This is a genomic window from Shewanella sp. 1311, from assembly GCF_059338235.1.
In genome coordinates, this window is record NZ_CM181686.1 from 4,713,852 (window position 1) to 4,740,112 (window position 26,261).

29 protein-coding genes, 1 pseudogene and 1 riboswitch are annotated in these 26,261 nt (G+C 45.6%); of the genes and pseudogenes, 24 read left to right on the forward strand and 6 right to left on the reverse strand.

Annotated features, from left to right (window positions below):
- Positions 1 to 212 precede the first annotated feature (212 nt).
- The 3 genes from AC5YB3_RS20740 to bepA all read right to left on the reverse strand — a co-directional run bounded on the left by AC5YB3_RS20740 (position 213) and on the right by bepA (position 2,587).
- Entirely contained in the window at positions 213 to 587 is a 375-nt protein-coding gene (locus AC5YB3_RS20740; RefSeq protein ID WP_494526074.1) for a DUF2069 domain-containing protein, read from the reverse strand.
- A 51-nt stretch (positions 588 to 638) separates the two neighbouring features.
- A complete protein-coding gene (gene arsC / locus AC5YB3_RS20745) occupies positions 639 to 989 on the reverse strand; it encodes an arsenate reductase (glutaredoxin) (protein WP_006081295.1) in 351 nt (116 codons plus the stop codon).
- A 128-nt stretch (positions 990 to 1,117) separates the two neighbouring features.
- Positions 1,118 to 2,587, reverse strand: coding sequence for a beta-barrel assembly-enhancing protease (bepA, locus tag AC5YB3_RS20750; RefSeq protein WP_494526075.1), 1,470 nt, complete (start codon positions 2,585 to 2,587; stop codon positions 1,118 to 1,120).
- A gap of 112 nt (positions 2,588 to 2,699) precedes the next feature.
- Here bepA and AC5YB3_RS20755 point away from each other — a divergent pair, with 112 nt between their 5' ends.
- The 3 genes from AC5YB3_RS20755 (at position 2,700) to cctA (ending at position 5,141) form a co-directional block, all read left to right on the forward strand.
- Positions 2,700 to 2,933: a sulfurtransferase TusA family protein gene (locus AC5YB3_RS20755; protein WP_494526076.1), complete on the forward strand. Its 234-nt coding sequence runs from the start codon at positions 2,700 to 2,702 to the stop codon at positions 2,931 to 2,933.
- Positions 2,934 to 3,160: 227 nt separating this feature from the next.
- Positions 3,161 to 4,243, forward strand: a complete 1,083-nt coding sequence (locus AC5YB3_RS20760) for an AI-2E family transporter (protein WP_494526077.1) — start codon at positions 3,161 to 3,163, stop codon at positions 4,241 to 4,243.
- 547 nt (positions 4,244 to 4,790) lie between these two features.
- On the forward strand, positions 4,791 to 5,141 hold the full coding sequence (gene cctA, locus AC5YB3_RS20765) for a tetraheme c-type cytochrome CctA (protein WP_006081299.1): 351 nt from the start codon (positions 4,791 to 4,793) through the stop codon (positions 5,139 to 5,141).
- Positions 5,142 to 5,234: 93 nt separating this feature from the next.
- Here the strand turns inward: cctA and AC5YB3_RS20770 are convergent, their stop codons facing one another.
- Positions 5,235 to 5,981 carry a cytochrome b/b6 domain-containing protein gene (locus tag AC5YB3_RS20770; RefSeq protein WP_494526078.1) on the reverse strand — a complete coding sequence of 249 codons (747 nt, stop codon included), beginning with the start codon at positions 5,979 to 5,981 and terminating at the stop codon, positions 5,235 to 5,237.
- A 297-nt stretch (positions 5,982 to 6,278) separates the two neighbouring features.
- Between AC5YB3_RS20770 and AC5YB3_RS20775 the strand changes: the two genes are divergently transcribed.
- Entirely contained in the window at positions 6,279 to 6,914 is a 636-nt protein-coding gene (locus AC5YB3_RS20775; RefSeq protein WP_006081301.1) for a LuxR C-terminal-related transcriptional regulator, read from the forward strand.
- Positions 6,915 to 7,083: 169 nt separating this feature from the next.
- On the opposite strand, the gene AC5YB3_RS20780 is transcribed toward AC5YB3_RS20775, so the two are convergent.
- Positions 7,084 to 8,850, reverse strand: coding sequence for a M61 family metallopeptidase (locus AC5YB3_RS20780; RefSeq protein WP_494526079.1), 1,767 nt, complete (start codon positions 8,848 to 8,850; stop codon positions 7,084 to 7,086).
- A 406-nt stretch (positions 8,851 to 9,256) separates the two neighbouring features.
- Between AC5YB3_RS20780 and hinT the strand changes: the two genes are divergently transcribed.
- From hinT to AC5YB3_RS20865, 17 genes and pseudogenes are all read left to right on the forward strand, one after another.
- Positions 9,257 to 9,613, forward strand: a complete 357-nt coding sequence (gene hinT / locus AC5YB3_RS20785; protein WP_311988366.1) for a purine nucleoside phosphoramidase — start codon at positions 9,257 to 9,259, stop codon at positions 9,611 to 9,613.
- A complete protein-coding gene (locus AC5YB3_RS20790) occupies positions 9,610 to 10,137 on the forward strand; it encodes a PaaI family thioesterase (protein WP_006081304.1) in 528 nt (175 codons plus the stop codon). The genes hinT and AC5YB3_RS20790 overlap by 4 nt, the downstream gene beginning before the upstream one ends.
- Positions 10,124 to 10,621, forward strand: a complete 498-nt coding sequence (locus AC5YB3_RS20795) for a PaaI family thioesterase (protein WP_006086342.1) — start codon at positions 10,124 to 10,126, stop codon at positions 10,619 to 10,621. Before AC5YB3_RS20790 ends, AC5YB3_RS20795 begins: the two co-directional genes overlap by 14 nt.
- A 141-nt stretch (positions 10,622 to 10,762) precedes the next feature.
- On the forward strand, positions 10,763 to 11,158 hold the full coding sequence (locus AC5YB3_RS20800; protein WP_494526080.1) for a YcfL family putative periplasmic lipoprotein: 396 nt from the start codon (positions 10,763 to 10,765) through the stop codon (positions 11,156 to 11,158).
- A 92-nt stretch (positions 11,159 to 11,250) separates the two neighbouring features.
- A riboswitch (TPP riboswitch) is annotated at positions 11,251 to 11,376 on the forward strand.
- 54 nt (positions 11,377 to 11,430) lie between these two features.
- Complete coding sequence (locus tag AC5YB3_RS20805) at positions 11,431 to 13,665, forward strand: TonB-dependent receptor (protein WP_494526081.1); 2,235 nt, start codon at positions 11,431 to 11,433, stop codon at positions 13,663 to 13,665.
- A 106-nt stretch (positions 13,666 to 13,771) separates the two neighbouring features.
- Positions 13,772 to 14,032: a hypothetical protein gene (locus tag AC5YB3_RS20810; protein ID WP_006081308.1), complete on the forward strand. Its 261-nt coding sequence runs from the start codon at positions 13,772 to 13,774 to the stop codon at positions 14,030 to 14,032.
- 46 nt (positions 14,033 to 14,078) lie between these two features.
- On the forward strand, positions 14,079 to 14,732 hold the full coding sequence (gene pnuC, locus AC5YB3_RS20815; protein WP_494526082.1) for a nicotinamide riboside transporter PnuC: 654 nt from the start codon (positions 14,079 to 14,081) through the stop codon (positions 14,730 to 14,732).
- Positions 14,732 to 15,925 (forward strand): phosphotransferase, encoded by a 1,194-nt coding sequence (locus AC5YB3_RS20820; protein ID WP_494526083.1) that lies wholly within the window; start codon positions 14,732 to 14,734, stop codon positions 15,923 to 15,925. The genes pnuC and AC5YB3_RS20820 overlap by 1 nt, the downstream gene beginning before the upstream one ends.
- A 146-nt stretch (positions 15,926 to 16,071) precedes the next feature.
- Positions 16,072 to 16,944 carry a DUF6279 family lipoprotein gene (locus tag AC5YB3_RS20825; protein ID WP_494526084.1) on the forward strand — a complete coding sequence of 291 codons (873 nt, stop codon included), beginning with the start codon at positions 16,072 to 16,074 and terminating at the stop codon, positions 16,942 to 16,944.
- Positions 16,945 to 17,014: 70 nt separating this feature from the next.
- Positions 17,015 to 17,608, forward strand: coding sequence for an HvfX family Cu-binding RiPP maturation protein (locus AC5YB3_RS20830; RefSeq protein ID WP_311891183.1), 594 nt, complete (start codon positions 17,015 to 17,017; stop codon positions 17,606 to 17,608).
- A gap of 136 nt (positions 17,609 to 17,744) precedes the next feature.
- Positions 17,745 to 18,293 carry an NAD(P)H nitroreductase gene (locus AC5YB3_RS20835; protein WP_011846586.1) on the forward strand — a complete coding sequence of 183 codons (549 nt, stop codon included), beginning with the start codon at positions 17,745 to 17,747 and terminating at the stop codon, positions 18,291 to 18,293.
- Between the two features lie 55 nt (positions 18,294 to 18,348).
- Positions 18,349 to 18,846 (forward strand): GNAT family N-acetyltransferase, encoded by a 498-nt coding sequence (locus AC5YB3_RS20840; RefSeq protein WP_106650284.1) that lies wholly within the window; start codon positions 18,349 to 18,351, stop codon positions 18,844 to 18,846.
- A 194-nt stretch (positions 18,847 to 19,040) separates the two neighbouring features.
- Complete coding sequence (locus tag AC5YB3_RS20845) at positions 19,041 to 19,664, forward strand: 2OG-Fe(II) oxygenase (protein WP_259512915.1); 624 nt, start codon at positions 19,041 to 19,043, stop codon at positions 19,662 to 19,664.
- Between the two features lie 346 nt (positions 19,665 to 20,010).
- On the forward strand, positions 20,011 to 20,616 hold the full coding sequence (locus AC5YB3_RS20850) for a GNAT family N-acetyltransferase (RefSeq protein WP_006086351.1): 606 nt from the start codon (positions 20,011 to 20,013) through the stop codon (positions 20,614 to 20,616).
- An 18-nt stretch (positions 20,617 to 20,634) separates the two neighbouring features.
- Positions 20,635 to 21,098: pseudogene (locus tag AC5YB3_RS20855) on the forward strand (GNAT family N-acetyltransferase).
- A gap of 32 nt (positions 21,099 to 21,130) precedes the next feature.
- Positions 21,131 to 21,535, forward strand: a complete 405-nt coding sequence (locus AC5YB3_RS20860; protein ID WP_012088930.1) for a hypothetical protein — start codon at positions 21,131 to 21,133, stop codon at positions 21,533 to 21,535.
- 317 nt (positions 21,536 to 21,852) lie between these two features.
- A complete protein-coding gene (locus tag AC5YB3_RS20865; RefSeq protein WP_006081319.1) occupies positions 21,853 to 22,248 on the forward strand; it encodes a hypothetical protein in 396 nt (131 codons plus the stop codon).
- Positions 22,249 to 22,315: 67 nt separating this feature from the next.
- Here AC5YB3_RS20865 and AC5YB3_RS20870 read toward each other — a convergent pair whose 3' ends face one another.
- On the reverse strand, positions 22,316 to 23,146 hold the full coding sequence (locus AC5YB3_RS20870; RefSeq protein ID WP_494526085.1) for a substrate-binding periplasmic protein: 831 nt from the start codon (positions 23,144 to 23,146) through the stop codon (positions 22,316 to 22,318).
- Between the two features lie 137 nt (positions 23,147 to 23,283).
- On the opposite strand from AC5YB3_RS20870, the gene AC5YB3_RS20875 reads away from it, so the two are divergent.
- From AC5YB3_RS20875 to AC5YB3_RS20885, 3 genes are read left to right on the forward strand one after another with little or no spacing between them, the layout of a single operon-like run.
- Positions 23,284 to 24,447: a DUF2157 domain-containing protein gene (locus tag AC5YB3_RS20875; protein ID WP_494526086.1), complete on the forward strand. Its 1,164-nt coding sequence runs from the start codon at positions 23,284 to 23,286 to the stop codon at positions 24,445 to 24,447.
- Positions 24,434 to 25,633 carry a DUF4401 domain-containing protein gene (locus tag AC5YB3_RS20880; RefSeq protein WP_494526087.1) on the forward strand — a complete coding sequence of 400 codons (1,200 nt, stop codon included), beginning with the start codon at positions 24,434 to 24,436 and terminating at the stop codon, positions 25,631 to 25,633. Before AC5YB3_RS20875 ends, AC5YB3_RS20880 begins: the two co-directional genes overlap by 14 nt.
- Positions 25,633 to 26,148 carry a GDYXXLXY domain-containing protein gene (locus AC5YB3_RS20885; RefSeq protein ID WP_012587847.1) on the forward strand — a complete coding sequence of 172 codons (516 nt, stop codon included), beginning with the start codon at positions 25,633 to 25,635 and terminating at the stop codon, positions 26,146 to 26,148. Before AC5YB3_RS20880 ends, AC5YB3_RS20885 begins: the two co-directional genes overlap by 1 nt.
- The last annotated feature ends 113 nt before the right edge of the window (positions 26,149 to 26,261 follow it).

Below are 26,261 nucleotides of genomic sequence, written 5' to 3' on the forward strand. Positions count from 1 at the left end.
AAGTATATTAAGTGTTAATTTTGCTGCGGTTTAACTGTCCGTTTAGCTGTTTATTTAACAGCTCGTTTGACTGTTTGTTTAGCTGGGCATTGAACTGAGGTTGAAGGGGATATTTGAACCCAGATCTGCAGCGGAGTTTGGCGTTACGATATAAAAATGCCGTCATACCCAGTAAGGTAAGACGGCACTGATATCACATTGTATGCAATGGCTTATTCTTTAGACTTTTTCTTCAGGCCTAATCCCAGTTCACGACCACGGATCCGAGCGTAGAAGGGGAAGGCAATCAGCAGTACACCAATCAACAATACTTCGATTAATGCAAAAGCGAAGGCATCGGTAGTGACATAAAGCAGTGTCAGTCCATGCAGCATATAAAGGCACAGAACAAAACTCGCCCAAGCATAAGTATATGGATTACCTTGGAAAACCCCTTTTGCAGGTAGTAATAATGGCACTATCCATAATAGGCTAAATAGCAGAGTGTATTCACCGCTCATCCCTTGGCCAACAAACCAGCCGCCTAATAGCAGAACGAGCGCGAAGTAACCTAAACGGCTAAGGGTAAATAAGGTGTTGGACGTCATATGTCTACCTAACGATTAAAATTAAAGCGATTTTTGTTTTAAAATCATGGATTAAAGAATAGCGAGCACATTCTCTGGAGGACGGCCGATGGCAGCGCGTTGATTGGCCAGCACAATCGGGCGTTCGATGAGTTTAGGCGTGTTCACCATGGCCTCAATCAATTGCTGCTCCGTCAACGAGGTGTCGGCAAGTTCCAAGGCTTGATATTCCGCTTCCTTGGTGCGCATTAATTGGCGAGCACTGATGCCTAATTTAGCCAGAATATCGCCAATGACTTCAGCCGTAGGAGGCGTTTTTAAGTATTCCACTAGGGTAATGTCACAACCTTGTTGCTCAAGTAGAGCTAAGGTTTCACGGCTTTTTGAACAACGTGGGTTATGGTAAATCGTCGCTTGGGTCATAGTGCTAGAGGCTCAATACGGGCTGAAATAACAATGGAGCGGATGATAACAGAAAAAACAGCGCCCCGTCAGTGTGTTCGGGGCGCATAAATGGGCTATTAAGTTAAATCAATTTATAAAACAACTGATTACTTAAGTGCTTCCATCTCTTTATCGGCCATTTTGAATTGGCGAATACGGGCTTCAATACGTGCAAGCTGTAAGGGATTACTTTCGGATGCACGGTAGGCAAAGTTAAGCTGATCGATAGCGCCCTTATAGTTAGCCCCTAATGCCATGAGCTCAGCGGTGGAAAAATATTCCAATGCCTGATTGCCTGTTTTTTTATAGACAGCGCTCAGCAATTGATAGGGCAGCTGATTTTGCTTATCGAGGAATATCATATCTTCTAGTAAAGGGATTGCCTTAGGGGCTTGGTCAGCTTCTAGGTAGATATTGGCTAAGTTGGCGTTAATCACTTGCGATGTTGGCTTCATTTTTCGCTGGGCTTCAAGCATCGCAATCGCCTTCGCGTAGTCTTTACGTTCGGTCAGTAAATCGGCTTTAGTATCGATATAAAACAGATTGTTATCATCAATTTTCAATAGTTCATCGACGATTTTTTCTGACTCATCAAACTTCTTCAATCTAAACAAGGCCAGCGCTTTGCCATAGAGCGCTGCCTCTTTAAAGCTGTAGGTCTGTTTGTTCAGTTGTCTGTCAAACATGCTTAAAACCGCTTCGTCGCTATAACTGGAAAAACGGACTTGAATACGGGCTTTCGCCAGCTGGAAATTCAGGTTGTCGGGAATATAACGCTTAGGATATTGCTCGGCGCGGTTACGGGCTTCGGTGATCCGCGACTCAGGTAATGGGTGAGTTAACAGCATTTGTGGCGGTGTGGTGGTAAAGCGATAACGAGTGGCCAACTTACCAAAAAAATCCGCGGCAGCGTTGGGGTCAAAGCCTGCATCCACCAAAATTTGCATACCGATGCGGTCGGCTTCTTTCTCATGCAAACGGGTATAGTTGATTTTTGATTGCGTTGCCATTGCTTGGGTAGTCGCCAGCGCAGCCATACCGGCTTGTGGCACGGCGATGGTTAATAAAATGGCGCCGAGTAAACCTGCAATCGTCGCAGGATTGCTCTTTTGCTGTGCTTCGAGCGAACGCGCTAGGTGACGTTGGGTAACGTGGGTAATTTCGTGGCCGAGTACTGAGGCGAGTTCGCTTTCGTTATCGGCATTGAGAAATAAGCCAGTGTGCACGGCAACATGGCCGCCGAAGAAGGCGAAGGCGTTGATTTCATCATTTTGTAACAAGAAGAAATAGAAGGGCGTTTTTACCCCTGTGGCATGGGCGACCAGTTTGTTGCCAAGTTCTGTAAGGTACTGACTCAACACAGGATCATTTAACATAGGCGCCGAGGAGCGAATGATGCGCATATAGGCATCACCGTAAACCATTTCTTTTTCAAGGCTGAAGGTGTTAACTGCGGCCGTACCTAAATCCGGTAAGTCATTGTTGGCAAAGCTTTTGGCGGCTAAAGTTAGCAGCATCAAAGAGAATGCGCCTGCAACAAAAGGTTTTAATCGAGTCAAAAAAGTCAAGTTACGCAAGCGGATCCTTTATTTCTAATTATCTCAACTAAAGGCAGAGATACTGCACTTAGCTTGTAGTTTGAGGTGCAACTTAGGATAATAGCCCAAGTTCGTCTATAGCAAGTTCATTATGATTTTTATTGATTTAACGCTATTTCGCTGTCCTGTGCCTTTAGTTAAAGTGAAGCTTGCATTGAAGCCAATGCGAGACGGCGAGCAATTGCATATCTTACTCTCAGACTCAGGTTCGCGGCGAGATGTTCCCCAATATTTAAAAAAACAAGGTCATATCGTGCAAGAGTTGCGTAATGATGTGAGTCTGTTAGCCTTGATGGTCACCAAAGTTGATCTATCTCAGAGATAAATTGAGGATTTTCATGTTTAAATCCTTTCCGAGTCGTGACCTAATTTAATGTGCACGCTAGATAAGTTCACCAAATGAGTTTGCTAGCTGGGCGTAAGATTTCCGTTCAGCTAACAAGTTGAAGTGAAAGTGAAAGTAGTTTGAGTAACGTCGTAGATAACACCATGATAAATAAACTTTCCTGAGCGTTTGGGAAGCCTAGCCAACCATCACTATTGGAATGATCCATGTTTACTGTTTTTTCTCGTTGGTATCAAGAGCGCTTTAGTGATCCACAAGCTGTGACCTTAATGGCTATTCTTGTTGGGTTCGCGTTAGTGATTTATTTTGCCGCAGGTTTACTTGCCCCCTTATTAGTCGCGCTGGTGTTGGCATTTTTATTGGAATGGCCCGTGGCGCAAATGCTGAAATTAGGCATTAATCGCACCGCTGGTGCGTCCTTAGTTATCGTGTTGTTTTTGGGCATTGTGGTCTTACTGACATTTGGCTTAATTCCGAGTGTGTGGCGTCAAGGCGTGAGCTTAATTGCCGATTTGCCGAGCATGATAGATAAAGGGCTGCTGACGCTACAAACCTTGATCAACCAATACCCGCAATTTATCAATCCTGAGCAATTAGATTTGATGGTCGCAGAGCTTAAAAAACTGCTCGATACTCAGCATGTACTGGATATTGCTAAGCAATTAATTGGCTATTCAGCGTCATTACTCGTCTTGATGGTATACGCGATTTTAGTGCCTCTGTTGGTGTTTTTCTTTTTAAAGGATAAAGACCAGCTGATCCGCGGCAGTAAGCGTTTTTTCCCTGCTAATCGTCAATTAGCCCGCAAAGTGTGGTTTGAAATGCATCAGCAAATTTTCAATTACATTCGTGGCAAAGTGATTGAAATCGTGGTGGTTGGTGTCGCGAGCTATATCTTGTTTGCCTTAATGGGGCTGAGGTATTCAATGCTGCTCGGGGTGTTGACTGGCTTGTCGGTATTGATCCCCTATGTTGGCGCAACCTTAGTCACCTTGCCGATCACCTTAGTGGCATTTTTTCAGTGGGGTTTTAGTTCTGAATTCGGCTATTTGATGTTGGGTTACGGCATTATTCAGGCGCTCGACGGTAATTTACTCGTGCCGATTTTGTTCTCCGATGCGGTGGATTTGCATCCAGTGATAATCATAGCCGCGGTATTAGTCTTTGGTGGTTTATGGGGCGTGTGGGGGGTATTCTTTGCCATTCCATTGGCTTCCTTGGTTAAAGCCGTGATTAACGCTTGGCCTAAAACTGAGGTTGAGACTCTTCAGGGACTCGATGCGAGTTGATGACGACTCGCTCGATTTCCAGAGCTTGTTTTGTCTGCTGGCTTGCATGTAACAACTGAATTTAGTCTCTAAATTTAGAGACTAAATTTGACACTGAGTTCCGCTATGGAGCTCAGTGTCAGAGACAAGTAGGGCGTTTAGGCACTCTTTTTAATTTCCACGTATAGTCGTCATTGCACATCTTTATCAAGCAGCACTTACTCCTTTCGTTAACTTTTATGGTTTTGAGTTTGTCCTTAAGTCCTTCGAGTAGAGCCCAAATTGTTTAACCCTGGCTTTTTATTATGTCCTTAGTTGCTATAGGGATTTACATTATGTAGCCTCTAGGTTAAGCATATGTAAAGCTCTTATATAAGCATGTGGTTACATGATGCAGCGCACATTTTACCCTTGAGTATGTTGATAAAGTTGGGGGGCTTAGCATGGGTTTGCTTATTCGTTCATCCTTAGCTAAGTTATATCGAGTCGTGCTATTTACTTTTGGTTGCGAGATGGAAGTCACCCTGACAAGAATTTCCACTGACAATCGCCATTGGAGGATACTATTGTGAGCAAAAAACTATTAAGTGCGCTTTTCGGGGCTAGTCTCGCAGCGTTAGCGCTGTCGCCAACCGCATTTGCAGCAGATCAAAAATTGTCTGATTTCCACGCTGAGTCGGGTGGATGTGAAAGCTGTCATAAAGATGGTACACCTTCTGCGGATGGTGCCTTTGAATTTGAACAGTGCCAAAGCTGTCACGGTTCTCTTGCTGAGATGGACGCTGTGCATAAACCACATGACGGCAATTTAGTCTGTGCAGATTGTCATGCGGTGCATGATATGAATGTAGGTGAAAAACCTACCTGTGAAAGCTGCCATGATGATGGCCGTACACCTGCGACTATTCTGAAAAAATAACCAAAAAATATTAGAAACGTTGGCGTAAGCCTTCAAGTCTAAACAAATAACGCCAGCAAATGCTGGCGTTATTTTTATCATTAAACTAACCGATTACTCGTCTTTTGGCTGACCTTGGATGATCTTCTTGCCAGAGAACATGGCTGAAATAATCCCAGGTTGACGTTTAACTTCGGTATAAACCACTGCGAATACATGCAGTAAAATCAGTAGCATAAGTAGATAAACCGCATAAACGTGAACTTCACCGGCGAGTCCCTTCAGCGGTTTAAGCGCATCTGCTTTTTCGGCATTCACCCCAGTGGCATCATAGGGTTTTAAGCTTGCTGGGTCGACATTGGTATCGGCCAGATAGCTTTGTACTGCACTACCTAACGGCGGGTAGTAAATATCTGTTCCTGCACGTAAAAGCCCAGTTATCATGATAGTGACTAACAGCAGCATAATGCCGAGGACAGCAAATTTGCCTTTAGGATTATGGCCTAAATACTGCGGATTTTTACCCGCGGCCAGTTCTGACTTGTAGGTCATTAACTCATTTTTGCTATTGGCATTGGGAAACATATGGCTGAAACGCGCATATTTGTTACCGACAAAACCCCACACAAGGCGAATGATGAGGTTGATTGCAAACGCATATCCTATGCATACGTGTAAAGTTTTTAAGCCAATTTTGCCGGTTAACTCAGTGATGCCCAACTCAGTGCGATACATCATGATGCCACCCACTAAGATGAGTGCGAGCACGAGAATGACATTTATCCAATGGAATAATCGAGTCGGTTTGTCCCATACAGGGTAGGGTTTGACTTCAAGCGCGGTGGGTTTACTGCTGGACATGGAATTTCCTTATTTTTTGTGTTGATATAATCTTACGCTTTTATCTAAAAGTTTCAGTAATTTTTTTCAGTTTCAATTAAGACTTCTGATTGATAGTGGATTCAACGAAAGTGTTAGAAGTTTTTGATTTGCGTACGGTAAATATTTTTCACGTAAGTCTTTTTAATCTGTTTTATCTAATGCTAATATCGTCACCACGATAGACTTGGAAGTCTATTGAACGGATGTTGAAGTTGTATTGAGAGGATTTTAGGTTCTCAAAGTGAATAATCGTTAATCAGACAGGGAGTGAGCAGGATGTTCAAAATATTACATTGGATTGTAGTGTCACGATCGCAAGTATTAATGGAACTGCTAGCAGGACGTTGGCCACAGGAGTTTCTCGTTAAGTTGACGCAAGTCAGCCCAGATGAGATGTGTGAACAAATCAAGGATAATCATGCCTCCATGGTAGTGATTGATTTAGCGACTGTTGATCTTCAAAAAGCCCATCAATTTCAGCGTTTACTTGCCCGTGAACAACCAAGTGTACGAGTCGTCTATTTACAATTCCCTAAACAAGTGGATGCGCGCTTTTTAATGCAAGCTGCCACGACCGCAGGGGTGTTTTATCTCGATGCGGGTTTAACTGAGATTAGCCTAGGATTCTCGAATATTTTACGAGGCCATAGGGTGATCCCAATTCAACTCGTCAATGGGGTGAACGATGACTTTGGCTTGTTCGAAGATACTGAACCGCTGACGATTCGTGAGCGAGAAGTATTACAAGCTCTCTTAACGGGTAGCACTAACTTAGATATTGCCAATCAGTTGTTTGTCAGTGAAAGCACGATAAAAACCCATTTGTACCGAGTATTCCGTAAGATAGGTGTGTCGAGCCGTGGTCAAGCGATCGCGTGGGCGCAAACCTATTTGCACGATGTGGTGGTTTAAGTCTGTATTAGCACTGATAGAAGACACTGATTTGGCAAGGGAATACTGATCTAGACATAGATGTGTGCGTTTAGAGATTAGTACCTAAGTTAAGCGTTATCTCAGAAATGATAAAAGGGGCTTTTGCCCCTTTTGTTTTTCTTAAAACCTGTCTAATCAAAACGTTAAATTAACGTCCTAACCAAGCCGCGAGCTTAGTCTTGTCACTAATTGCTAGGGCGACTGTGTCCTTCGGCGCGGCAGTTATCATCAATTCACCCGTCATCAATTCATCCCGTCTAAACCAATATAGCTTCAAGGATTCACCCAGCGGATATTGCTGTAGCTGCGACTCAAATTGCGCGCTGACTTGCAAGTTATCGGCGGCGATTAAGATATCCCCCGCACTTAATCCCGCAAGGTGGGCAGGGCTGCCTTGGGTAACAGTCACCACTTTCAATCCCATCGGCGCCGCTTGAGTTTTCGCGCCAAAGGCAATGTCATAACCTTTCGCTTGCCCGCCGCCCACATCCTGCGGACCTTGGCTGGCTCGAAGGTTAAACTCGACGCCAAATTCGGCAAGTAGCGGAGCCAGTGGAATATCGTCGGTGTTCTCTAAGTAGGCAAACAAATCGTGGCAATCACGGCCAAGGAGTCGCTCGACAATCGCTTGGTGACAGCCGTCAGTCGTGCCTTTGTCTTGCAGAGCATATTCCTGCCATAAAATCTGCATAACATGGTCGAGATTGTATTTGCCTTGGGTTTCACTGCGCAGGGTTAAATCTAAGTACAGCGCAAACAGCGCGCCTTTGGTGTAATAACTGATGATGGCGTTTTGCGCGTTTTCATCTTGCTTATAGAACTTAGTCCATGCATTAAAGCTTGAATCTTTAACACTTTGTTTAAAGCGTCCTTGGCTGCGATAGACGCGGGTGAAGGTCTCACTCAGCATATCTAAATAGCTTTGTTCATCTACCAACCCAGCGCGATAGGTAAGGAAGTCATCGTAATAGGAGGTGATGCCTTCATAGGCCCACAGTTGTGGCGTATAGGTTTCAGCCTCAAGTTTATAGGGTAAAAAGCACTCTGGCTTAATACGCTTCACGTTCCAGCTGTGGAAATACTCGTGGCTGCACAGGGATAAATAAGTGCGATAGTCGTTATTGATTGGCGCATTGAGCGACAGCGGTAAGTCCTTGCGTGAGCACATTAATGCGGTAGATGCTCTGTGTTCTAACCCGCCAAAGCCATTGTCTAATACTGTGGTCATAAACAAGTAACGTTTAAACGGCGCAGGCGTACCAAAAAGATTGATTTGATACTCACAAATGGCTTTCAAGTCTTGGCAGAGTCTTGGCATGCAAGCGCGGTGGCGGCCATTGAGTACGATATCGTGTTGGACGCCGCAGGCATCGAAACTAGCTAAGGTAAATAAGCCCATTTCCACTGGATGATCGATGAGCTCGTCATAGCTTGTGGCACTAAATTGGCCGAAGGCAAAGTCGTCACCACTGATGCGGGTCATGCTGGTAGCGACGCGCCAATCACTTAATGTGGGCTCAGAGGGCGGTAACATAGTGACAGTGTGGGTTTGTTGTTCAAAACCGTGGGCGGATAAAAACACGCTACTGCCGTTAAAGAAGCCGTGGGTTGTGTCCAAATGCGCAGTGCGCACCGACAGATCCCAAGCATACACTTGATAAGTCAAAATGATTTCGCTGCTATTATTGTCAACCGACCAAGTTTGCTTATCTAGCTGGGTGAGTTTAAGTGTTAGGCCATTAGCAGCTTGCGCCTTGAGTTCAATGATATTTTTAGCAAAGTCGCGCACCATGTAACTGCCAGGTAGCCAAGCGGGGAGGCTAAAGACCTGCACAGGCTTGGGCTGGGATAATGTCATAGTGACTGCGAATAAATGGGCTTTCGGATCGACGGGGATTATCTGGTAATGGATCATATTTATCCTGCAAAACCTGAGTGTTTTAATGGTGGCCATGCTGCCAAAAATGCCTGCAACTGGCAAATGAAAAGCAAAATATCTACAGACACAAAGCATTGAATTGTCAATATACCCAAGCAACCTGAAGATACGAGTTCAGAGCGCCTAGGGTGCTTCAATTCAAGGCGCATCAATGACAGAATGTCGGCCACCTTTTGAATTGATGCAACACGGGAGTGGAGTGCCCTAGACGCTCCGTCCCGGCGGGTTTTAACGCACTTTATGCTTTGTTGGTTATTTTTAACTTAGCCCACTAGGTCCGCAAATAACCGCCTTGCCTAAAGTGCGTTAAACTCCAGCTGAATCATGCATCTTCAAGTTGTTTGGGTATATACTATGCCAACTAACCCAAGGAGGAAGCCCCATGGCCGAAGAAACGATTTTCAGCAAAATTATTCGTCGCGAAATTCCCGCGGATATTCTGTATCAAGATGAACTTGTGACTGCCTTTAGAGACATTTCCCCTAAGGCGCCAACGCACTTCTTGATTGTGCCAAATCATTTGATCCCAACGGCGAACGACATGAAAGCCTCTGATGAGCCGGTGCTTGGCCGCATGATGACAGTTGCCGCTAAATTGGCGGCGGAAGCGGGTATCGCTAAAGATGGCTACCGACTGATCATGAACTGCAATCAACACGGTGGACAAGAAGTCTATCACATTCATTTCCACCTTGTGGGCGGGGAGCCTCTGGGGCCCATGTTGAGTCAAGGCCAATGAAGGTCAATTCGGATTTTTTCCCGCTGACCCAAATGGCGCAGCGGTTTGTGGATCAACTCGCTCAGTGTCGTCGTCTCGGTTTAACCGTACTGGAGGCGAGTGAGCACCATGTGTTGATTGAGTTGCCCTACAGCACTGAATTAATTGGTTATCCCGATACGGGCGTTATCCATGGCGGAGTCATTACTACTTTAATGGATACCGCCTGTGGCAGTGCAGTGGTCAGTGCAATTTTCCATAAATTCAAATTGTTAGAAATCTCACCTACGCTCGATTTGCGGGTGGATTATATGAAGCCCGCTCAGCCCCATAAGCCTGTGTTTGGGTTTGCGGAATGCTACAAATTGTCTTCCAATATTGCCTTTACCCGCGCGATTGCTTATCAAGACAGCATAGATGATCCTATTGCCCATGCTGTTGGTTCCTTTATGCGGATCAGTCCAGAAATGGTGGGTGATGCCTTTAGACAAGCGCTGATGGGTGAAGCCGTGCCTGAAATAGGAGACACTGATGAGCGCAAATAATTCGGAACTTGGTACAGCCAGTGCCACTCAACATGCCCAAGTAAAAGCGCCTATCGATGTGCAAGGTATTGTTAAGCGCGCGACTGAGCTTAACGATTTTGGTCATTTACTTGAGCACGTTCCCTATGCCAAATTTATTGGTATGAAGGTGGAACGTTTTGGTGATGAACTGATTTTTAAACTGCCTGCTAAGGACGACAATATCGGTAATCCTGTGTTGCCCGCTATCCATGGCGGCGTCATTGCAGGTTTTATGGAGATGTCAGCGATAGTGCAGTTGATGGTCTTTATGCAAACTGCCAAAGTGCCTAAAGTGGTCGATTTTTCCATCGACTATTTACGTGCAGGCCTGCATAAAGATAGCTTTGCTGAATGTCGTATTACCCGTCAGGGGCGACGAGTGGCCAACGTGAATATCGATTGTTGGCAAACCAATCGTAAGCAGCTCATCGCTACGGCACGGGCGCACTTTCTGATTGATTAACTCGTTTTATTGAGCAGATGTTTGAGTGATGATTAAGTCTGTCTTGTTAAGCATAAGTTCAGCACAGTTCGATTAGCTTGTCGTTTAATGGGAAATGATGCGCGCTGGCCGCGCATTTTGTCGCGTGACTGGGAGAAAGAGATGAAACAAATTTATACAGGACTGTTATTGACCGCGGCGCTGACCTTAGGCGCTTGTGCCTCACATACCGCAGGTATTTCAGTGAGTTCGCTCGGTGAAACCCGCGTCGATAATTCCAGCTTTGCCCGAGATATTGGAGTTGAAAGTGTGGATGCACGCCGAGTTGGTGATTTAGTGCAGGGTTCAGCGCTGATTGTTAGCAAATCATCAACTGACATGCGTGTGCAGTATAAATTCACTTGGTACGACGCCAGCGGCTTTACTATTGAAGATGAAGCGACGAGCTGGAAATCGGTCAAGCTGCATGGCAAGCAACAATTGCAAGTCGCCGCCGTGGCGCCCAATGCCCAAGCGGTTAAATTTGATGTGTACGTGCGCGAAACCTTTTCGAATTAAGCGGTGAGTTCGCCCTGAGAATGCCAGCTATGCTGGCATTTTTCATTTTATGAGGTAAATGTGTCATCCCATCCTATTACTCATGTATACTAGGCGTCGCCAAGGGGTGTTTGCAGCGAATGAATTTACGTTGATTACTGCAAACTGAGATGTCAGCTGACGAACCCTTAGAACCTGATCCGGCTAATACCGGCGTAGGAATGGGCCAATCAACAGCACACTTCTGAATCGCTTATTCGTTGCCGGATCTCAAACTATGTATTTGAGGTCCTATGTTAAACAGTAAAACGCTAAACAGTAACACGTCAAAACGTCATTCCCCGTTTTCAACCATCACACCCAGCTTGTTTTTAACCCGAGCGCCGCTGGCGTTAGCCATTGCTACCGCGCTGAGCACTTCTGCATTTGCACAAACCGACGCTATCGATAAACCCGATCCCAGCACTGAGATGGAAGTCATGGTGGTGACGGCGGATTTTCGCAGTTCAAGCTTAGAAAAAATGCCTTCCAGTATTACCGTTATCGACAGTCAAAAAATTCAAGATGAAAGCGCGCAGCACTTTGAAGATCTGCTTAATTCCATTGCCAATTTTAACTGGTCAGGTGGAAGTTCGCGGCCGAAATATTTTCAAATTCGTGGCGTAGGAGAGCAAGAGCAATACCAAGGTGCACCTAATTCCTCTGTGGGTTACATCATAGATGATATCGATTTATCCGGTATTGGTATGGTGTCGAGCATGTACGATCTACAACAGGTCGAAGTGCTACGTGGACCACAGGGCACACGTTATGGCGCGAATGCCTTAGCGGGACTGATTTATCTGAAAAGTAACGATCCCACCGATGTGTTTGAACATGGCGGCGAAGTATCGTTAGGCGATGATGATTTACGCACGTTTAGCGGTTTCAGTTCCGGCCCATTAACGGATTCTGGCAAGCTGCTTTATCGCGTGTCACTGCAGCAACATCAACAAAATGGTTACCACGACAACCTCTATTTAGGTCGTGACGATACCAATGGCCGCGATGAGTTCAGCGGCCGCGCTAAGCTGCGCTGGTATGCGACTGACGATTTGCAGTTTGATTTAACTGTGCTGCACGCCGATTTTGATAATGGCTATGATGTGTGGAGTTTAACCAATTCACCGACCCAGACGACATCGGATCAACCGGGTGTCGATAGCCAGCGCACCACAGGCGCAGGCTTTAAAGCGACCTATTCTGGCGCTGAAACCTTTGAGCTAACCTCGTTAACGTCCTTTGCGAATACCGATCACCATTACAGTTACGATGGCGATTGGTCGAACCCAGAGTATTGGGCTTCTAAGCAATGCAGTGATGACGATGGCAATCTGGCACCGTGCCAATATGATTATTTTTGGGATAAAACGGGCCAACGTAAAACCGTGTCGCAAGAGTTTCGCTTAAGTTCTACCGAGCAGGGCCGAATCTTTGCGGACAGTACAGATTGGTTGCTTGGTGTGTACGGCATGAATCTGAAAGAAGATAACCAATTGTATTCTGAATACAATACTTGGCCGGATGAAGTCTTAGACTCTGAGTATGAAGCGACGAACTATGCCTTGTTTGGTCAGCTCGATACGGATCTGAGCTCAGGTTATGCCTTATCTGTGGGCCTACGTTTAGAGCGCCGTAACAGCCATTACTCAGATACGAATAACGATAATTTCGACCCGAGTGAAACCATGTGGGGCGGTCATATTGCAGTGAGTAAAGTGCTGAATGACTCGCACAACGCTTATGTTCGTGTCGCGCGCGGTTACAAGGCGGGCGGTTTCAACATGTCTTTACCTGTCGAATTGAACGATAAAAAAGAGTTTAGTACTGAGACGCTTTATAACTATGAAATTGGCCTTAAATCCCATTGGTTAGCGGGGCTTATCGATACTAATTTGGCGCTGTTCTATATGGACAGACAAGATCAACAGGTGGCGGCATCCCAGCAAGACCCTGATAAACCTCAGCGTTTTATCTTGTTCACCGAAAACGCTGGTAGTTCTAATAACTATGGTGCTGAGTTAGATGCGACCTGGTATGCCACGGATAATCTACAAATTTACTCAAGCTTAGGTTGGTTAGAAACGGCCTACGGTGACTACCAGTATCAGGATAAATATGGCACTGAGGTGGATTTAACTGGCCGCGATCTGGCCCATTCACCACACTTAACCTACAGCCTTGGTGGGACTTATCGTACCAATTCGGGCTGGTTTACTAACCTAAACCTGAGCGGTAAGAGTGAGTTTTACTATTCCGACAGCAATGAATCCCGCTCTGAGCCCTACACTATCGTCAATGCCCGCGTGGGTTATGAGGCGAGTGCGTGGTCAGCCTATTTATGGGGCCGTAATTTGTTCAATGAAGAATACGGTGTGCGCGGCTTCTATTTCGGTAACGAGCCAGATAATGGCTGGGCTGAAAAGCAATATATTCGTTACGGCGATCCGCGTCAGATTGGCGTAACCTTTAACGTTAAGTTTATGTAAAAACTGATGTAATGGCACATGTCACTATGAGCCTATTGGGTTAACTCATGACTAAGCTGCAGTCCACTGTAAGGGCTACAGCTTCTCTCAAATTTAAGGAATTAAAATGAAACTGACCGCAGAAATTAGCATGTATCCCTTCAATGAGAACTACCTCGATCCGATTAAGTGGTTCATTGGCCGGGTGGATAGCTATCCTCATATCGAGCGCGTGACGAATGCGATGGCAACACAAGTGTGCGGCGATTATTTAGATGTGATGACTATGCTGGCGACCGAGATGCAAGCCGCCCATGAGAAGTGGGGCAAGGCAGTATTTGTGTGTAAGTTTATCGGTGGTGAGCTTAATTTAGCCCACAGCGAATAACGCTTTACCGTCACATACGCGATAAATAGGCAGTGAGAACAACACAATGACAGATTTATGGTTAACCATGGTCGAGAGTATGAATGCGGTCTTTGGTGAAGTCCATGTGATGACCGCATGGGAAGCCTTGGCGGTACTGCTGGCCATGGCATATCTACTGCTGGCGATGAAGGCGAGCGTCTGGTGCTGGGCGGCGGCCTTTGCCAGTACCGCCATTTACACTGTGTTGTTTTGGAAGGTGTCGTTACTGATGGAGTCAGTGCTGAATATCTATTATATGGCGATGGCGCTCTATGGATATTGGCTCTGGACCCAGGGCGGCGATAAACATCAAGGGGTCAAAGTGACCACTTGGCCGTTGAAAACCCACTTGAAACTGATCGCGGTGACAGGCGTTATTTCGTTATTAGTCGGTCACGGCATGGCGACATATACTCAGGCCGCATTCCCATATTTAGATGCGACCACGACCTGTTTTGCTGTGATGACGACCTATTTAGTAGCGAAGAAAGTACTTGAAAATTGGCTCTACTGGGTCGTCATCGACATAGTGTCTATATACCTTTATCTCAGTAAAGGCTTGATGCTGACCTCGTTATTATTCGTACTCTATGTGGGGCTTGCTGTAGTAGGGTATTTCCTGTGGCGCACTGCATTAGCCGACGCCCGTGAGGCCAATGCCTTGAAGTTACTCAGTTAATGCTCGATGTAAACGCTGATAAGCCATACTCAGCAGGCGAATCATTCAACGCACTCTTGCCCATACTCAAACGAGCTGGACTTGAGCAAGTGCTGAGCATTTGCGAACTTTCGGGCGGCTTGAGTAATCATAATTATAAGATCACTACGCCTGCAGGCAGTTATGTGTTGCGGGTCAATGCCGATGCGGCGGACAGTTTTTGCACCCGCCAGCAGGAGCGTTTTTACTGGCAACAACTCGCCCAAGCTAAACTTGCCCCAGCACTGCTGTGGGTGAGTGAAGATGAGCGCTACTACCTCAGTGATTTTATTGAGAGTGACCTTATTGAGAGTGACTTTATCGAGAGTGACCTTATCGAGAGTGACCTTATCGAAAGTGCAGTAGCGAGCGCTGCAGAGTCTGCGGCAATTGAACACAATGTGATTGATAGCGAACGCTTTCAACGTAAACGCTTCATCCATTGGCCTGCCTTAGAGCGCCAAACCAGTGCCGCTGATTTTGTGCTGGGGCAGTCGTCTTTGGGCATTTTATATCACGGCGATTCACAACAAGCTTATTTAAATCCTGAACCTTGGCTGATGCCAATACAGCAAGATAAGCATCCCAACTTAGCTGCGCATTTACTGCTGGAATTATTGCTGCAATTGCGGGAACTGCCCACAGGTTCTTATGCCATTAGTATCACAGAGCAATGGCAGGAATATCACCAGCAGATGCTTGCCTATCAGGCATCTCTTGCGCTCACGCACGATTGGAGTGAGCGAGTCGCTAAGCTGCTTAACATCCAAATCGACATCAAACATTGGTGTGATGACTTAGCGGCTTGTTTAATTAAGCCGCAGTTTTGCCATCGCGATCTTAATCCCCACAATCTGTTACTCAAAAACAACCGCTTGTATTGTATCGATTTTGAGTATGCGACGGCGTCGCATCCACTGTGTGAGTTAGCCGTAGTGTTAGCGACCCATGCGTTAACGCCAGCCCAGCAAAACGAGTTAGTGACGCAGTATCTGAGTCAACATCCCTATGTCACGTCCCACGCCGTAGCGGCCGTGCCTGCCGCCATTGACATGTACTGGGTATTTGCTTGCTACTGGGCATTATTGATGGCAGCGCAAACGGAGCCCAGTCGTAGCGCCGACTATCTCGCATGGTTTGATTGTTTTTGGCCGCTCATCACCCAAGAATCATAACGATTAGCGGCACGATTGGCGATTTAAAGCAGGCAAAGTATTAACATATTAAAAACCTTTATTAGACAAACTTGTTTGATATAAGAGGCAACTTTATATAGGCTCAAGCGTCATATTAGTAACAGTTCTAGGATGGATGATTCAGTATGAAAAAAGGCGTGATGCTACTTGTGTGTCTCTTAGGCTTAAGCGCCTGTTCCACTAAATTCAGTTACCATTTCCTCGATTGGGCTATCGGTTGGGAGCAAGAGGACTACGTTACCTTAGATAAACCGCAGCAAAAGGCATTTGACGCCCTCATTGAAAAATTTGTCCTGTGGCATCAATCCAAAGAATTGTCCCACTATGTGGTGCAATTAACCGAAGTCGAAAGCCTCATCAAAACCAATACCTTAACACCAGTATTATGGGCCGAGCATGTGGAGATTGCTAAGCGGCATTGGTTTCGTTTGTTTGAGTTTGCTTTGCCAGAATTACTGCCCATCATCATGTCCTTGTCCGATGAACAGGTGAAGCAAATCCTCGCCAAATTACGGCAAGATGAGCAGGAGCTTGTCAAAGAGTTTGCCGGCAAAACCCCAACGCAGTTACAAAAAGAGGCCGACGAAAACCTTCAAGAGCAATTTGATGACTGGCTTGGCAGTGTGAGTGCAGAACAAAAAGTGCTTATTCATCAGTATAATCAACAGCGTTTATCCACCTTAGATATGTGGCTCGAATACCGGCACGAATGGTTACGTCAGTTTGAGGTTGCCCTTGGGCAGCGCGCCGACAAAGCGCTATTAACTGAGCGTTTGACCCTGTTGATGACGCAGCCCGATGAGCTTAAGTCTGAGCAACATAAAGTGTTTTTACGCAAAAATACTGAGGCTTTTGGGACCTTACTGCTAGCGATGAACACGAGCTTATCGGACAAGCAGTCGAAGCACTTTTATAAAAAGTTGGGCGGACTCATTCAAGATCTCACCGAGCTTAATCAAGAAGCCATTGAAAAAGAGACAAGTGCAAAAAAAGCCTAGGCCATGAAAGATTAATGGGCTTGCTAGGGTCTATTCCTGCATGCCAATAAATTAGTCAAAGAGAGACACTATGCCACTTGCATCCCTTTACCAAAAATTGCTCAATATGAGTCGCTATTTCGATGGCGTAGCGCCATTAGCCCTCAGGATTTACCTTGCGCCCGTGTTGATGCAAGCGGGTTATAACAAGCTCGCTCACTTTGACGATACGGTGGCTTGGTTTGCCAATCCCGATTGGGGTTTAGGCCTGCCAATGCCGGCGGTAATGGCAGGACTGGCGGCGGGAACCGAGTTCTTTGGCGCTATCTTGTTACTGCTTGGGCTTGCGACTCGGCTGATTTCTATCCCTTTGATGGTCACTATGTTGGTGGCTGCATTCACCGTGCATTGGCAAAATGGCTGGTTAGCGATTGCCGATGGCAGTTCTTGGCTAGCCAACGACAGAGTGCTTGAAGCAGGGGATAAACTGGCGAAAGCTAAAGAAATATTGCAGGAGCATGGTAATTACGACTGGCTGACCAGCTCAGGTAACTTAGCTGTGCTTAATAATGGTATTGAGTTTGCGGCCACTTATTTCATTATGTTGTTGGCACTCTTTACCTTAGGCGGCGGCCGTTACACTAGCCTAGATTATTTCATCGCTAAGCGTTGCGGGGTTAAGTAAGCCTTTTATAAAGAGCCCTCGATTTTCAAGCGCAATCAAAGCGTTAAATCCCATCCATGTGGTGGGATTTTTTTATGCCTCTTTGCCTGCAATTTGCTATGCTTGAACGCAATTTATATCGAACTAGGATAAGAACTTGGACGCTATTGAACTTTTGCTCACCCGTCAATCGACCCCGCGATTAATCGCTCCCGCTCCCGATGCGAGTCAATTAAAAATCATCTTAGATGCTGCCATTCGTGTGCCAGATCATGGTGCATTAGCCCCATGGGAATTTATTATTGCCACAGATCAAGGGTTAAACACCTTAGCCGATATCTTTGTTGAGGCGGCTAAAGCCAGCGGCGCCGACGAGGATTTCGTTAATAAAGCCAAGGGTATGCCAATGCGTGCGCCTATGGTGATCACTGTCGTTGCAAAAACGCAGCAACACCCTAAAGTGCCTGTACTTGAACAACAAATTGCAGCGGGCTGCGCAACGATGGCGATGCAACAAGCGGCTTTTGCCTTAGGCATAGGCGCTGTATGGCGCACGGGCGATTTTGCCTTCGATGCTAATGTGAATGCCGCCTTAGGCCTTGAACCACACGACCAAATTGTCGGCTTTTTGTATGTCGGTACGCCAGCGGTTGTGGCACCCCAAAAACCGCAAAAGGACGGCAGCCAATACGTCCGTTATTTATGAAAAAGCTTATGACTATATTTTTATAAACATTGTCTATTTTTAGTGGAGAAATCCTATGCAAGTTGCGCGTACTCCGAGATTAATCCTGCGGCAGTTAACCCCAGCCGATGCTTCATTTATGTTAGTCTTGCTCAATAGCCAAGGCTTTATTGAGAATATAGGGGACAGGGGAGTACGCACGCTTGTGCAGGCCAAGGATTATATCCTCAATGGACCAATGAAAAGTTATGCCGAATGTGGTTTTGGCTTTTATGCCGTGGTGCTTGCGGAGAACGGATTCACCATAGGAATTTGCGGTTTAATCAAACGGCCGACGCTTGATAATGTCGACATAGGCTATGCATTTTTGCCGCAATATTGGGGTAAGGGTTACGCATTCGAAGCCGCGAAAGCCGCTTTTGATTTAGGCAAAAGTTTAGGTATCGAGCGTATTGTGGCGATTGTGAGCGCCCATAATGGCGCGTCAAAGGCATTGCTGAACAAACTGGGATTACAGTTTGAGCAGTGTGTGCAGCTTAGCCCAGATGATGAGCCAGTTGAACTGTTTAGTTGAATTTAAGTTGTTGTTTATAGTGGTTTTTATTTTATTGTAATTCGGCGTTCTTTACTCTAAAATTCTGCAAAATTTACTGTTGAGATATGGCAATCATATCTCTTATTGACGCCCCTCGAAAATCAGGCTCACTTAATCCCTCCTTGAGCCCTTGAGTACAGCAAAAGCGTAGCCCTTTTATTGGATGTAGCATAATGGTTTCGCAATTAAGTGAAGCAATGCTGGACGTGATCGCTGATGCCTTGGTAGACAAAGGCTATATCTTTTTACCTGACTTAGTTCCAAACAATATAAGCCAAGTACTATTGGAAAAAATTCAATCAACGCAAGCACATGAGCTAAAAGCTGCGTCCATTGGTCGTGGCGCAGAGCAGCAATTAAACCCCGATATTCGCCGCGACAGAATACAATGGCTAGAAGAGCACAACGAGCCTGATGCCCAATATCTTGAACTGATGACGCAACTCAAAAATGGCTTAAATCGTCGTTTGTTTATGGGGTTATTCGACTATGAAAGTCACTATGCGGTATATCAGCCTGGGGCATTCTATAAGAAACATGTCGATGCGCTAAAAGGCAGTCAAAACCGTATCTTAACCACAGTGTTTTTCTTAAATCCTGACTGGAAAGCGGCTGATTGTGGCGAGTTGATTATCTATGATGAAGCTGACATTGAGATTGAACGCATAGCACCTAAAATGGGCCATTTTGTGATTTTTCTCAGTGAGCGCTTTCCCCATGAAGTGACTAAAACCTTAGCCCAGCGCAATAGTATTGCGGGTTGGTTTAGGGTCAGTAACAGTGTGCATGGCTTTTAACTTTAGCCTTTAACTTTTAACTATGGTGGCTAGCTTCAACGGATAGCAAACGCTTAAATACTGAACGCAGATTTAGGTGTTTGCTGTTATTGGCCCCGATTGCTTATCTCATTTCGCGACGTATTCTGTGATAGCAGTATTGACTCCAAGCGGATTTAACTGCCATTCACTCATTTCTTCAAATTTTTTTACACTCTTAAGCTTTAGGTAATCTAAGCCGCCGACAATGGGGTAAATTTGTCCAATCATGCTGAAAATAGGGTATTTTTTTATTCTCGTTTAATGTTAGGCTAGATAAAAATGTGCGCAACAACACACTTTTCTATTATCTAACGGAGGCGAGACTGTGGGCTGTGAAGATAACTTAGGTTGTTTAACGGGTGAGCATATTGTGCTTGAGCCTTTATCTTTGTCCCATGTGGCGGCATTGAGTTTAGCTGTGACAGATGGTCAGCTTTGGCGTTTGTGGTTTACTAGTGTGCCAGAACCCGCCGAGGTGAAGTCTTATGTGACTAAAGCCCTCGAAGAAAAAGCGCGGGGTCAGAGTTTTCCCTTTGCAGTGCGGGATAGAGTGAGCGGTGAAATTGTCGGCTGCACGCGCATTTGCAACTGGGAGCCTGAAAATCGTCGTCTTGAAATTGGCTACACTTGGTATGCAAAACGTGCCCAGCGCACGGGGATCAATACCGAAGCTAAGCTATTGTTATTGACCTTTGCCTTTGAAACCTTAGATGCCATAGCTGTTGAGTTTCGGACTCACTGGCATAACCAAGCCTCCAGACAAGCGATTGCGAGACTGGGTGCTAAGCAAGATGGTGTGTTGCGTAATCACAAAATTCTTAAAGACGGCACAATTCGCGATACTGTGGTGTATTCCATTATTGATGCTGAGTGGCCAGCGGTGAAAAACAGTCTGCAATTTCGATTGCGACAACGACCGCCAACACTCTAACGATAAAAAGGAAGGCCCATGGCAAGCATTATAACTCGAGCCGATGTGACTCATGCCCATGAGGTTGCAGTGTTATTCAATGAGTACCGACAGTTTTATGGGCGCAGGGATGATGTAGCGGCCGCGGAGCAGTTTATTCATGCAAGATTGTTAGATGAGTCATCGGTGATATTTATTGCCAAAGATAATCAAGGGCTTGGATTAGGCTTTGTGCAAATGTATCCCAGCTTTTCATCGTTACGTATGGCTCCAATGTTGATCCTCAATGATGTGTATGTGACTCAACATGCTCGATGTGTCGGTATTGGGCGAGCGCTAGTGCAGCAGGCCGCCAGTTATGCCAAAGCGCATAATATGAGTTATTTGATGTTAGAAACACAGCAAAAAACCAGCGCGCGCAGGGCTTGTATGAAGGCTTAGGCTTTGTGCGTAACCAAGATTTTTATATCTACGAGCTTGAGATCCACCGAGGGCTTGAGTAGGTTTATTTATGGCGATTAAAAGGAAAAGTAACATGTTAACTCAGGTAAAAACGTTAGTATTAGGTGGTTTAGTATTGAGTGCCAGTACTGCAGTTTGGGCTGATGAAGCAGAAAAAGCGTTTAGTAAAGAAGCCATTGAATGTGCCGCTTACTATCAAATTAGCTCAGAAGCCATTGGGGCGATGAATGCACCACAAATGCAGGCCGTGGGTGAGCGTTTAAAAAGCTCTAAAATTGAGTCTGAGAATTTAGCTAAGAAATACAGCTCTGAAGCTGAGGTGACTCAAGCGGTTGCCGCTGCTAAAGCGCGTCAAATCGAAAGCTTAGGTGGCTCAAGTAACTTAGGTGCGTTAATGGGTAAATATAAAGAAGAATGTAAAAACCTATTAGCCGATCCACAAAAGCGTTTAGATTATTGGACTATGGCGACTATGTAGTCGCAGGTTATAGTCAGCACAGGTTTTTAAGCATGTGATTTTAAGCATTGTAATTTTAAACATGTGAACTAAGGGAGCCTAAGGGCTCCTTTTTGCGCTAAGAACTTAGCACTGGGCTGCGCGAGTTCATTTTATCAGGCCCATGTGTGTTGGTTGCGGTCCGGTTGACTCAATGATTCTTAGCCAGCTAGGTTATTTTTGTTAAGCTGAAACTCAACTGGGGTTTTCAGGGTCTTATTGCCGAGGGTTGCTATTCTCGTTTTGTTTACGCATTGATTTGCAAACACCATCAAATATGAGCACTAACTAGGAGCAGTATGGTTTTAACATTAATGGCAGCGACTGTCTTGAGTGCTGGAGTCTGTGGATACCATTTAATCTATGGTAAACGTGTTCTATTGGCGCCGTTGTTAAAGGCAAATGTGTCCCAGCAGAGCAAGCAAATGTTGCGCTGTTTATTTCACTGCCAGTCAGTGTTTTTTGTGGCCTCAACTGCGGTACTTTTAGCCTGCGCACTTAAGGTGATCCCAGGCATGTATGCCTTTAGCTTATTGTTATTTCTTGGGATGAATTACGGGATCTTCGCAATTTGGCAGTTTTACATTGCCACTTTGAGCCCGCCAAATAGTGGCCAGATGATCATAGTGCAAGCCTTAATTTTCTTGTTGATCGGCACTTTGGCTATGCTGGGACCACTCTTATCCGTCGCCTAAATCGCTAATCGCACTTGGATAATCGTCGCGCTTAAAGCGTTAACGCCTTGAAGAAACAAAAAGTGAATTATTGGCTCGACTTAATCCCGTATTGGGCGGCGAGTTCGGCCAGTTTGCCATTGTCGATGAGCAGCTGAACCCAGTGTGAAAGCTTTTTAGCATCGAGTGATGATCTGAGGCTAAGTAAGATGCCGTTATCGTACTCTTGGTCCCATTTGTCTGATATTAAAAGTAAATGCCTGTCTTGTGGATTCACCTTTAAATAATACTGCAAATAGGAATGGGTGACGGGCGCTATGTCTGCCCGTTCGCGCAGAATGCTTTCGATAGAGGCCCTGTTGTTACTGACGAACAAGGGGCGAAATTGCTTTGCCAACTTGTCAGCATCAGTTTCAAAGTGGGCAAACTGATAGTGATAGCCCTTAACGAATGCGACTGACTTATTGGTTAAGTTTTTGAAATAATTTTGATTATGTGCTTTTGCTTTAAGCGCAATAAACACTTCCCCATCTATCATGTGTAGCGGAATAAACTGATCCGCTATTTTCTGCCATCCCCAAGCGGGGTTCTCAAATATCATCATGTCGAAGCGACCTAAGGCATAGGCTTTATATCTGTGCTCAACACTGGTGACGGTAAATTCAAAAAACACTTCTTGTTGTATTTGATTCAATGCATTAATGATATCGAGGGTGAGGCCTGTGTAGCGGCCGTCCTGTTGTAGATTCACATAGGGAGAAAATTGATAACCACCGACATGAATGGTCGGTATTGTATTGGGTACTATTGTATTAGGTGCTGTGGGCGACAGACTTTTGTCTTGGGCGATTGCGGTCGAAAATACGCTGATCCCTAAAATGAAACTAAAGAGTAGACGATACAACAGTCTTATTACCATGGTCACCCCTAATCATGCCAAAGGTTAATGATTTTTTACAAGTATACACAATTTAATTTACTCAACGCTGTCGATATTGTGCGAATTTTGAATAGGTCATAGTAAGCTAGCGCAAACAGGATGAGGGAGAACTCACATTGAGCCAGATAAAATCTCAAGTGTGTGGCTGGGTTGAACAGGGACATATTAAGCAAGAGCAAGCGAATACGCTTTATCGGCAGGTCACAGTGTTGCCAGATGCGTCGAGCTGGCGTGGCTTAATCGCTAACTTATTACTCTGGTTTGGCGCCTTGAGCTTTGCCTCTGGAGTGATTTTTTTCTTTGCCTACAATTGGCAATCCCTCGGGCGTTTTGCCAAATTTGGCCTTATTGAAGTGGCGATAGTGCTCGCCACCGGCGCATTTGCTTGGCTATATTATCGTGCTAATTCCCTTTCAGCTGCTTCCCATTCCCATAGTCATAGTAACCAAAGCAACGACAGCAGATTTGGTGCGACGACAGCCAATGGTGTGTTATTGGCCGCGAGCGTATTGGTGGGCGGCCTATTAGCACTGGTTGGGCAAACCTATCAAACGGGCGCCGATCCTTGGCAGTTATTCGCCCTGTGGGCGTTAGTGATTTTGCCTTTCGCTTGGGTGGCGGGATTCGATGGTTTATGGCTGCTGCTGGTGGGACTTATTAACCTAAGCATAGGGATATTTTTAGATTCCTTTTCCCATTTATGGGGAGCCTTCTTGGATGAACAAGGCCAACTGCTGATCTTTATCTGTTTGAATTTAGCTATCTATTACGCTTTTGTCTTGTTAGGCCGCAACGTCGCGGGGCGCTGGCATGCGCCAATCCTCGAATATGCGTGTTCACTGTTTGCGATGGGCTGTTTTACTTGGTTAATCACTTGGCTGATTTTCGATGATTTCTTTAAAGGTGATGGCTTTAGCACTGGTGTCATCAGTGGTTATCTTGCCCATCTAGTGTTGGGATTCGTTATTTTTCGCTATCGATTACCGCGTATTTATCCCTTGGCCTTGGGCGGTTTTAGCTTGATTGCCGTGGGCGCTGCGTTACTGATACGGTTGATGTTTGAGGACAATGATCCCATAGGCGGGTTTCTGTTTATTGGGCTTTACATCATTTTGGCGAGCACAGGCTTGAGTATTTGGTTAAAGGCACTCAGTCGCAAGCTTAAACCACTGTCAGAATCTATGTCAGAATTAGAACCTGAACCTATGTCTGAATTAGAGCCTGAGCCCTCAGCGAGAGCGACCCAAGGGAAAGTGGGAGACATTCATGAGCAACAATAATGACTTACCGGATGGCGACATGGTGACCAATTCTTTAACGAGTTCAGTAGTGACTCCCTTAAAGTCTCCTGCAAAAGAGAATGCCGCTTCAATTGATGTATCGGGTGAATCCAGTCTGATAACACTGTGGCAATCCTTGTATGCCGAGGGCAAAGTCAACACGCCCCAAATGCCTGAAAACCAGGATATTCCTTGGTATATTGCCGCTATGCAGGCCTTTGCCGCTTGGATCGCTGCTTTGTTTTTATTGGGTTTTATGATGGCGGTATTTGGCGCTATTTTTGAGCGGGTAGGCGAGGGCGTCGCTTTATTTATCGGCTTAACCTATTTAGCCGTGGGCATTGGGTTGTATTTTTTGCCACGGCAACAGATCTTCATTGAGCAATTTGCTTTTGCCGCCTGTTTGAGTGGTTTAATCAGTGTGGCTTGGGGATTCTATGATTTAATCGACAATGATTTTAGCCTCAACTGGTATCTGTGTATGGCGGGTATTCTCTTGCTGTTGTGGGGATTAATTGCCCATGGATTAGCCCAGTTTGTGTTCGCGTTTGGCTTAAGTTGGTGCGTGATTGGCCTCATGGCTAAATTCGAATGGCTCAATGTCTGCCCAAGTCTGTTTGCCTTAATCATTAGCCTAGTGTTGTTCAATATCAATCGGTTCGGGCGTCATTACCGCCGAGCGTGCATGCTTATCTACGGCTTTGCACTGGCGTTAGTTACATTGCAACTGATGCATGCCTTTAGCATGGACAGTATTTTTGAAGCCTTATTCAGTCCTTGGCAACAAAGTCTGTGGTTCACGCTAAGCCATCTGTCGATTATTTTTGTCATTTGCGGATTATTGTTGGTCACTGTATTTCGCAAACGCCAACAATCACTTAGCTCAATGGCGGCGATAGGCTGTTTTCTCGGTTTAATGGTTATTAGCGGTTTATCTTTACCCATGCAGGGATTATCGACGGCTATCCTATTGATCTTGCTTGGCCATTATTGCAATGAGCCTTGGCTAAAAGGCATGGGAATTATGTCGGCGCTGCTGTTTGTCAGTGGATATTATTATTCCTTAGAAACAACACTACTGCTGAAATCTGCTTATTTGATGGGTTTAGGCGCGCTGCTGCTGGTGGCAAGGATGCTGGTGTGGCGGTTATTTCCTGCCAATGAAAATGCCAAGGAGACTATGTGATGGGCAATGTGATGGGAAAATTGGCGGCTTCACATAAATGGGCGCTGGGCATAGTACTTTTTACGACTGTTGCGATTCTCGCTGGCGTGAATTGGCGCATTTTCAAATTCGAACAATTGCTTAATCACGGCCAAGTCGTGCGCTTTGCATTAGCGCCAGTCGATCCGCGCTCGTTAATGCAGGGGGATTACATGGCGCTGGAATATGCCATTGCCCGCGATGTGCGTAGCGCCTTAGCGCCGCAACAAATGCAGGGTCAGTTGTTACTGGCACTAGATGAGCAAAAAGTGGCGCGTTTTATGGATTTTTATACCGACCAAGCTCTCGGTAAAGATCAGCTGCGGGTGCAATTTCGTGTTCGTGGTAATCAAATCAAGCTCGCATCGAACAGCTTTTTCTTTGAAGAAGGGCAAGCCGATCATTTCAGTGCGGCTAAATACGGCGAGTTTAGGGTGAACGCCCAAGGTGAGTTACTGCTGGTCAGTTTACTCGATGAAAAACTTGAGCCCTTATAGCCCTGCGTCAGGGCTTTTATCCATTGGCTCTGCTTATATCTGTTAAGAGCGATTTATCCCCATCACATTGATTATTTCTGGCCGCATTGTTAATGGGCGGCCAGCATTCCCCG

What these genes read in the sequence shown, in the direction of transcription:
- AC5YB3_RS20760 (WP_494526077.1), top strand. Translation starts at nt 3,161, where the DNA reads ATGTTTACTGTTTTTTCTCGTTGGTATCAAGAGCGCTTTAGTGATCCA.
- AC5YB3_RS20805 (WP_494526081.1), top strand. Translation starts at nt 11,431, where the DNA reads ATGTTAAACAGTAAAACGCTAAACAGTAACACGTCAAAACGTCATTCC.
- AC5YB3_RS20880 (WP_494526087.1), top strand. Translation starts at nt 24,434, where the DNA reads ATGAGCAACAATAATGACTTACCGGATGGCGACATGGTGACCAATTCT.
- AC5YB3_RS20860 (WP_012088930.1), top strand. Translation starts at nt 21,131, where the DNA reads ATGTTAACTCAGGTAAAAACGTTAGTATTAGGTGGTTTAGTATTGAGT.
- AC5YB3_RS20775 (WP_006081301.1), top strand. Translation starts at nt 6,279, where the DNA reads ATGTTCAAAATATTACATTGGATTGTAGTGTCACGATCGCAAGTATTA.
- AC5YB3_RS20885 (WP_012587847.1), top strand. Translation starts at nt 25,633, where the DNA reads ATGGGCAATGTGATGGGAAAATTGGCGGCTTCACATAAATGGGCGCTG.
- AC5YB3_RS20795 (WP_006086342.1), top strand. Translation starts at nt 10,124, where the DNA reads ATGAGCGCAAATAATTCGGAACTTGGTACAGCCAGTGCCACTCAACAT.
- AC5YB3_RS20830 (WP_311891183.1), top strand. Translation starts at nt 17,015, where the DNA reads ATGCCACTTGCATCCCTTTACCAAAAATTGCTCAATATGAGTCGCTAT.
- AC5YB3_RS20780 (WP_494526079.1), bottom strand. Translation starts at nt 8,850, where the DNA reads ATGATCCATTACCAGATAATCCCCGTCGATCCGAAAGCCCATTTATTC.
- hinT (WP_311988366.1), top strand. Translation starts at nt 9,257, where the DNA reads ATGGCCGAAGAAACGATTTTCAGCAAAATTATTCGTCGCGAAATTCCC.
- AC5YB3_RS20770 (WP_494526078.1), bottom strand. Translation starts at nt 5,981, where the DNA reads ATGTCCAGCAGTAAACCCACCGCGCTTGAAGTCAAACCCTACCCTGTA.
- AC5YB3_RS20840 (WP_106650284.1), top strand. Translation starts at nt 18,349, where the DNA reads ATGCAAGTTGCGCGTACTCCGAGATTAATCCTGCGGCAGTTAACCCCA.
- AC5YB3_RS20825 (WP_494526084.1), top strand. Translation starts at nt 16,072, where the DNA reads ATGAAAAAAGGCGTGATGCTACTTGTGTGTCTCTTAGGCTTAAGCGCC.
- AC5YB3_RS20800 (WP_494526080.1), top strand. Translation starts at nt 10,763, where the DNA reads ATGAAACAAATTTATACAGGACTGTTATTGACCGCGGCGCTGACCTTA.
- AC5YB3_RS20845 (WP_259512915.1), top strand. Translation starts at nt 19,041, where the DNA reads ATGGTTTCGCAATTAAGTGAAGCAATGCTGGACGTGATCGCTGATGCC.
- AC5YB3_RS20870 (WP_494526085.1), bottom strand. Translation starts at nt 23,146, where the DNA reads ATGGTAATAAGACTGTTGTATCGTCTACTCTTTAGTTTCATTTTAGGG.
- AC5YB3_RS20740 (WP_494526074.1), bottom strand. Translation starts at nt 587, where the DNA reads ATGACGTCCAACACCTTATTTACCCTTAGCCGTTTAGGTTACTTCGCG.
- AC5YB3_RS20820 (WP_494526083.1), top strand. Translation starts at nt 14,732, where the DNA reads ATGCTCGATGTAAACGCTGATAAGCCATACTCAGCAGGCGAATCATTC.
- AC5YB3_RS20790 (WP_006081304.1), top strand. Translation starts at nt 9,610, where the DNA reads ATGAAGGTCAATTCGGATTTTTTCCCGCTGACCCAAATGGCGCAGCGG.
- AC5YB3_RS20865 (WP_006081319.1), top strand. Translation starts at nt 21,853, where the DNA reads ATGGTTTTAACATTAATGGCAGCGACTGTCTTGAGTGCTGGAGTCTGT.
- AC5YB3_RS20810 (WP_006081308.1), top strand. Translation starts at nt 13,772, where the DNA reads ATGAAACTGACCGCAGAAATTAGCATGTATCCCTTCAATGAGAACTAC.
- arsC (WP_006081295.1), bottom strand. Translation starts at nt 989, where the DNA reads ATGACCCAAGCGACGATTTACCATAACCCACGTTGTTCAAAAAGCCGT.
- pnuC (WP_494526082.1), top strand. Translation starts at nt 14,079, where the DNA reads ATGACAGATTTATGGTTAACCATGGTCGAGAGTATGAATGCGGTCTTT.
- AC5YB3_RS20755 (WP_494526076.1), top strand. Translation starts at nt 2,700, where the DNA reads ATGATTTTTATTGATTTAACGCTATTTCGCTGTCCTGTGCCTTTAGTT.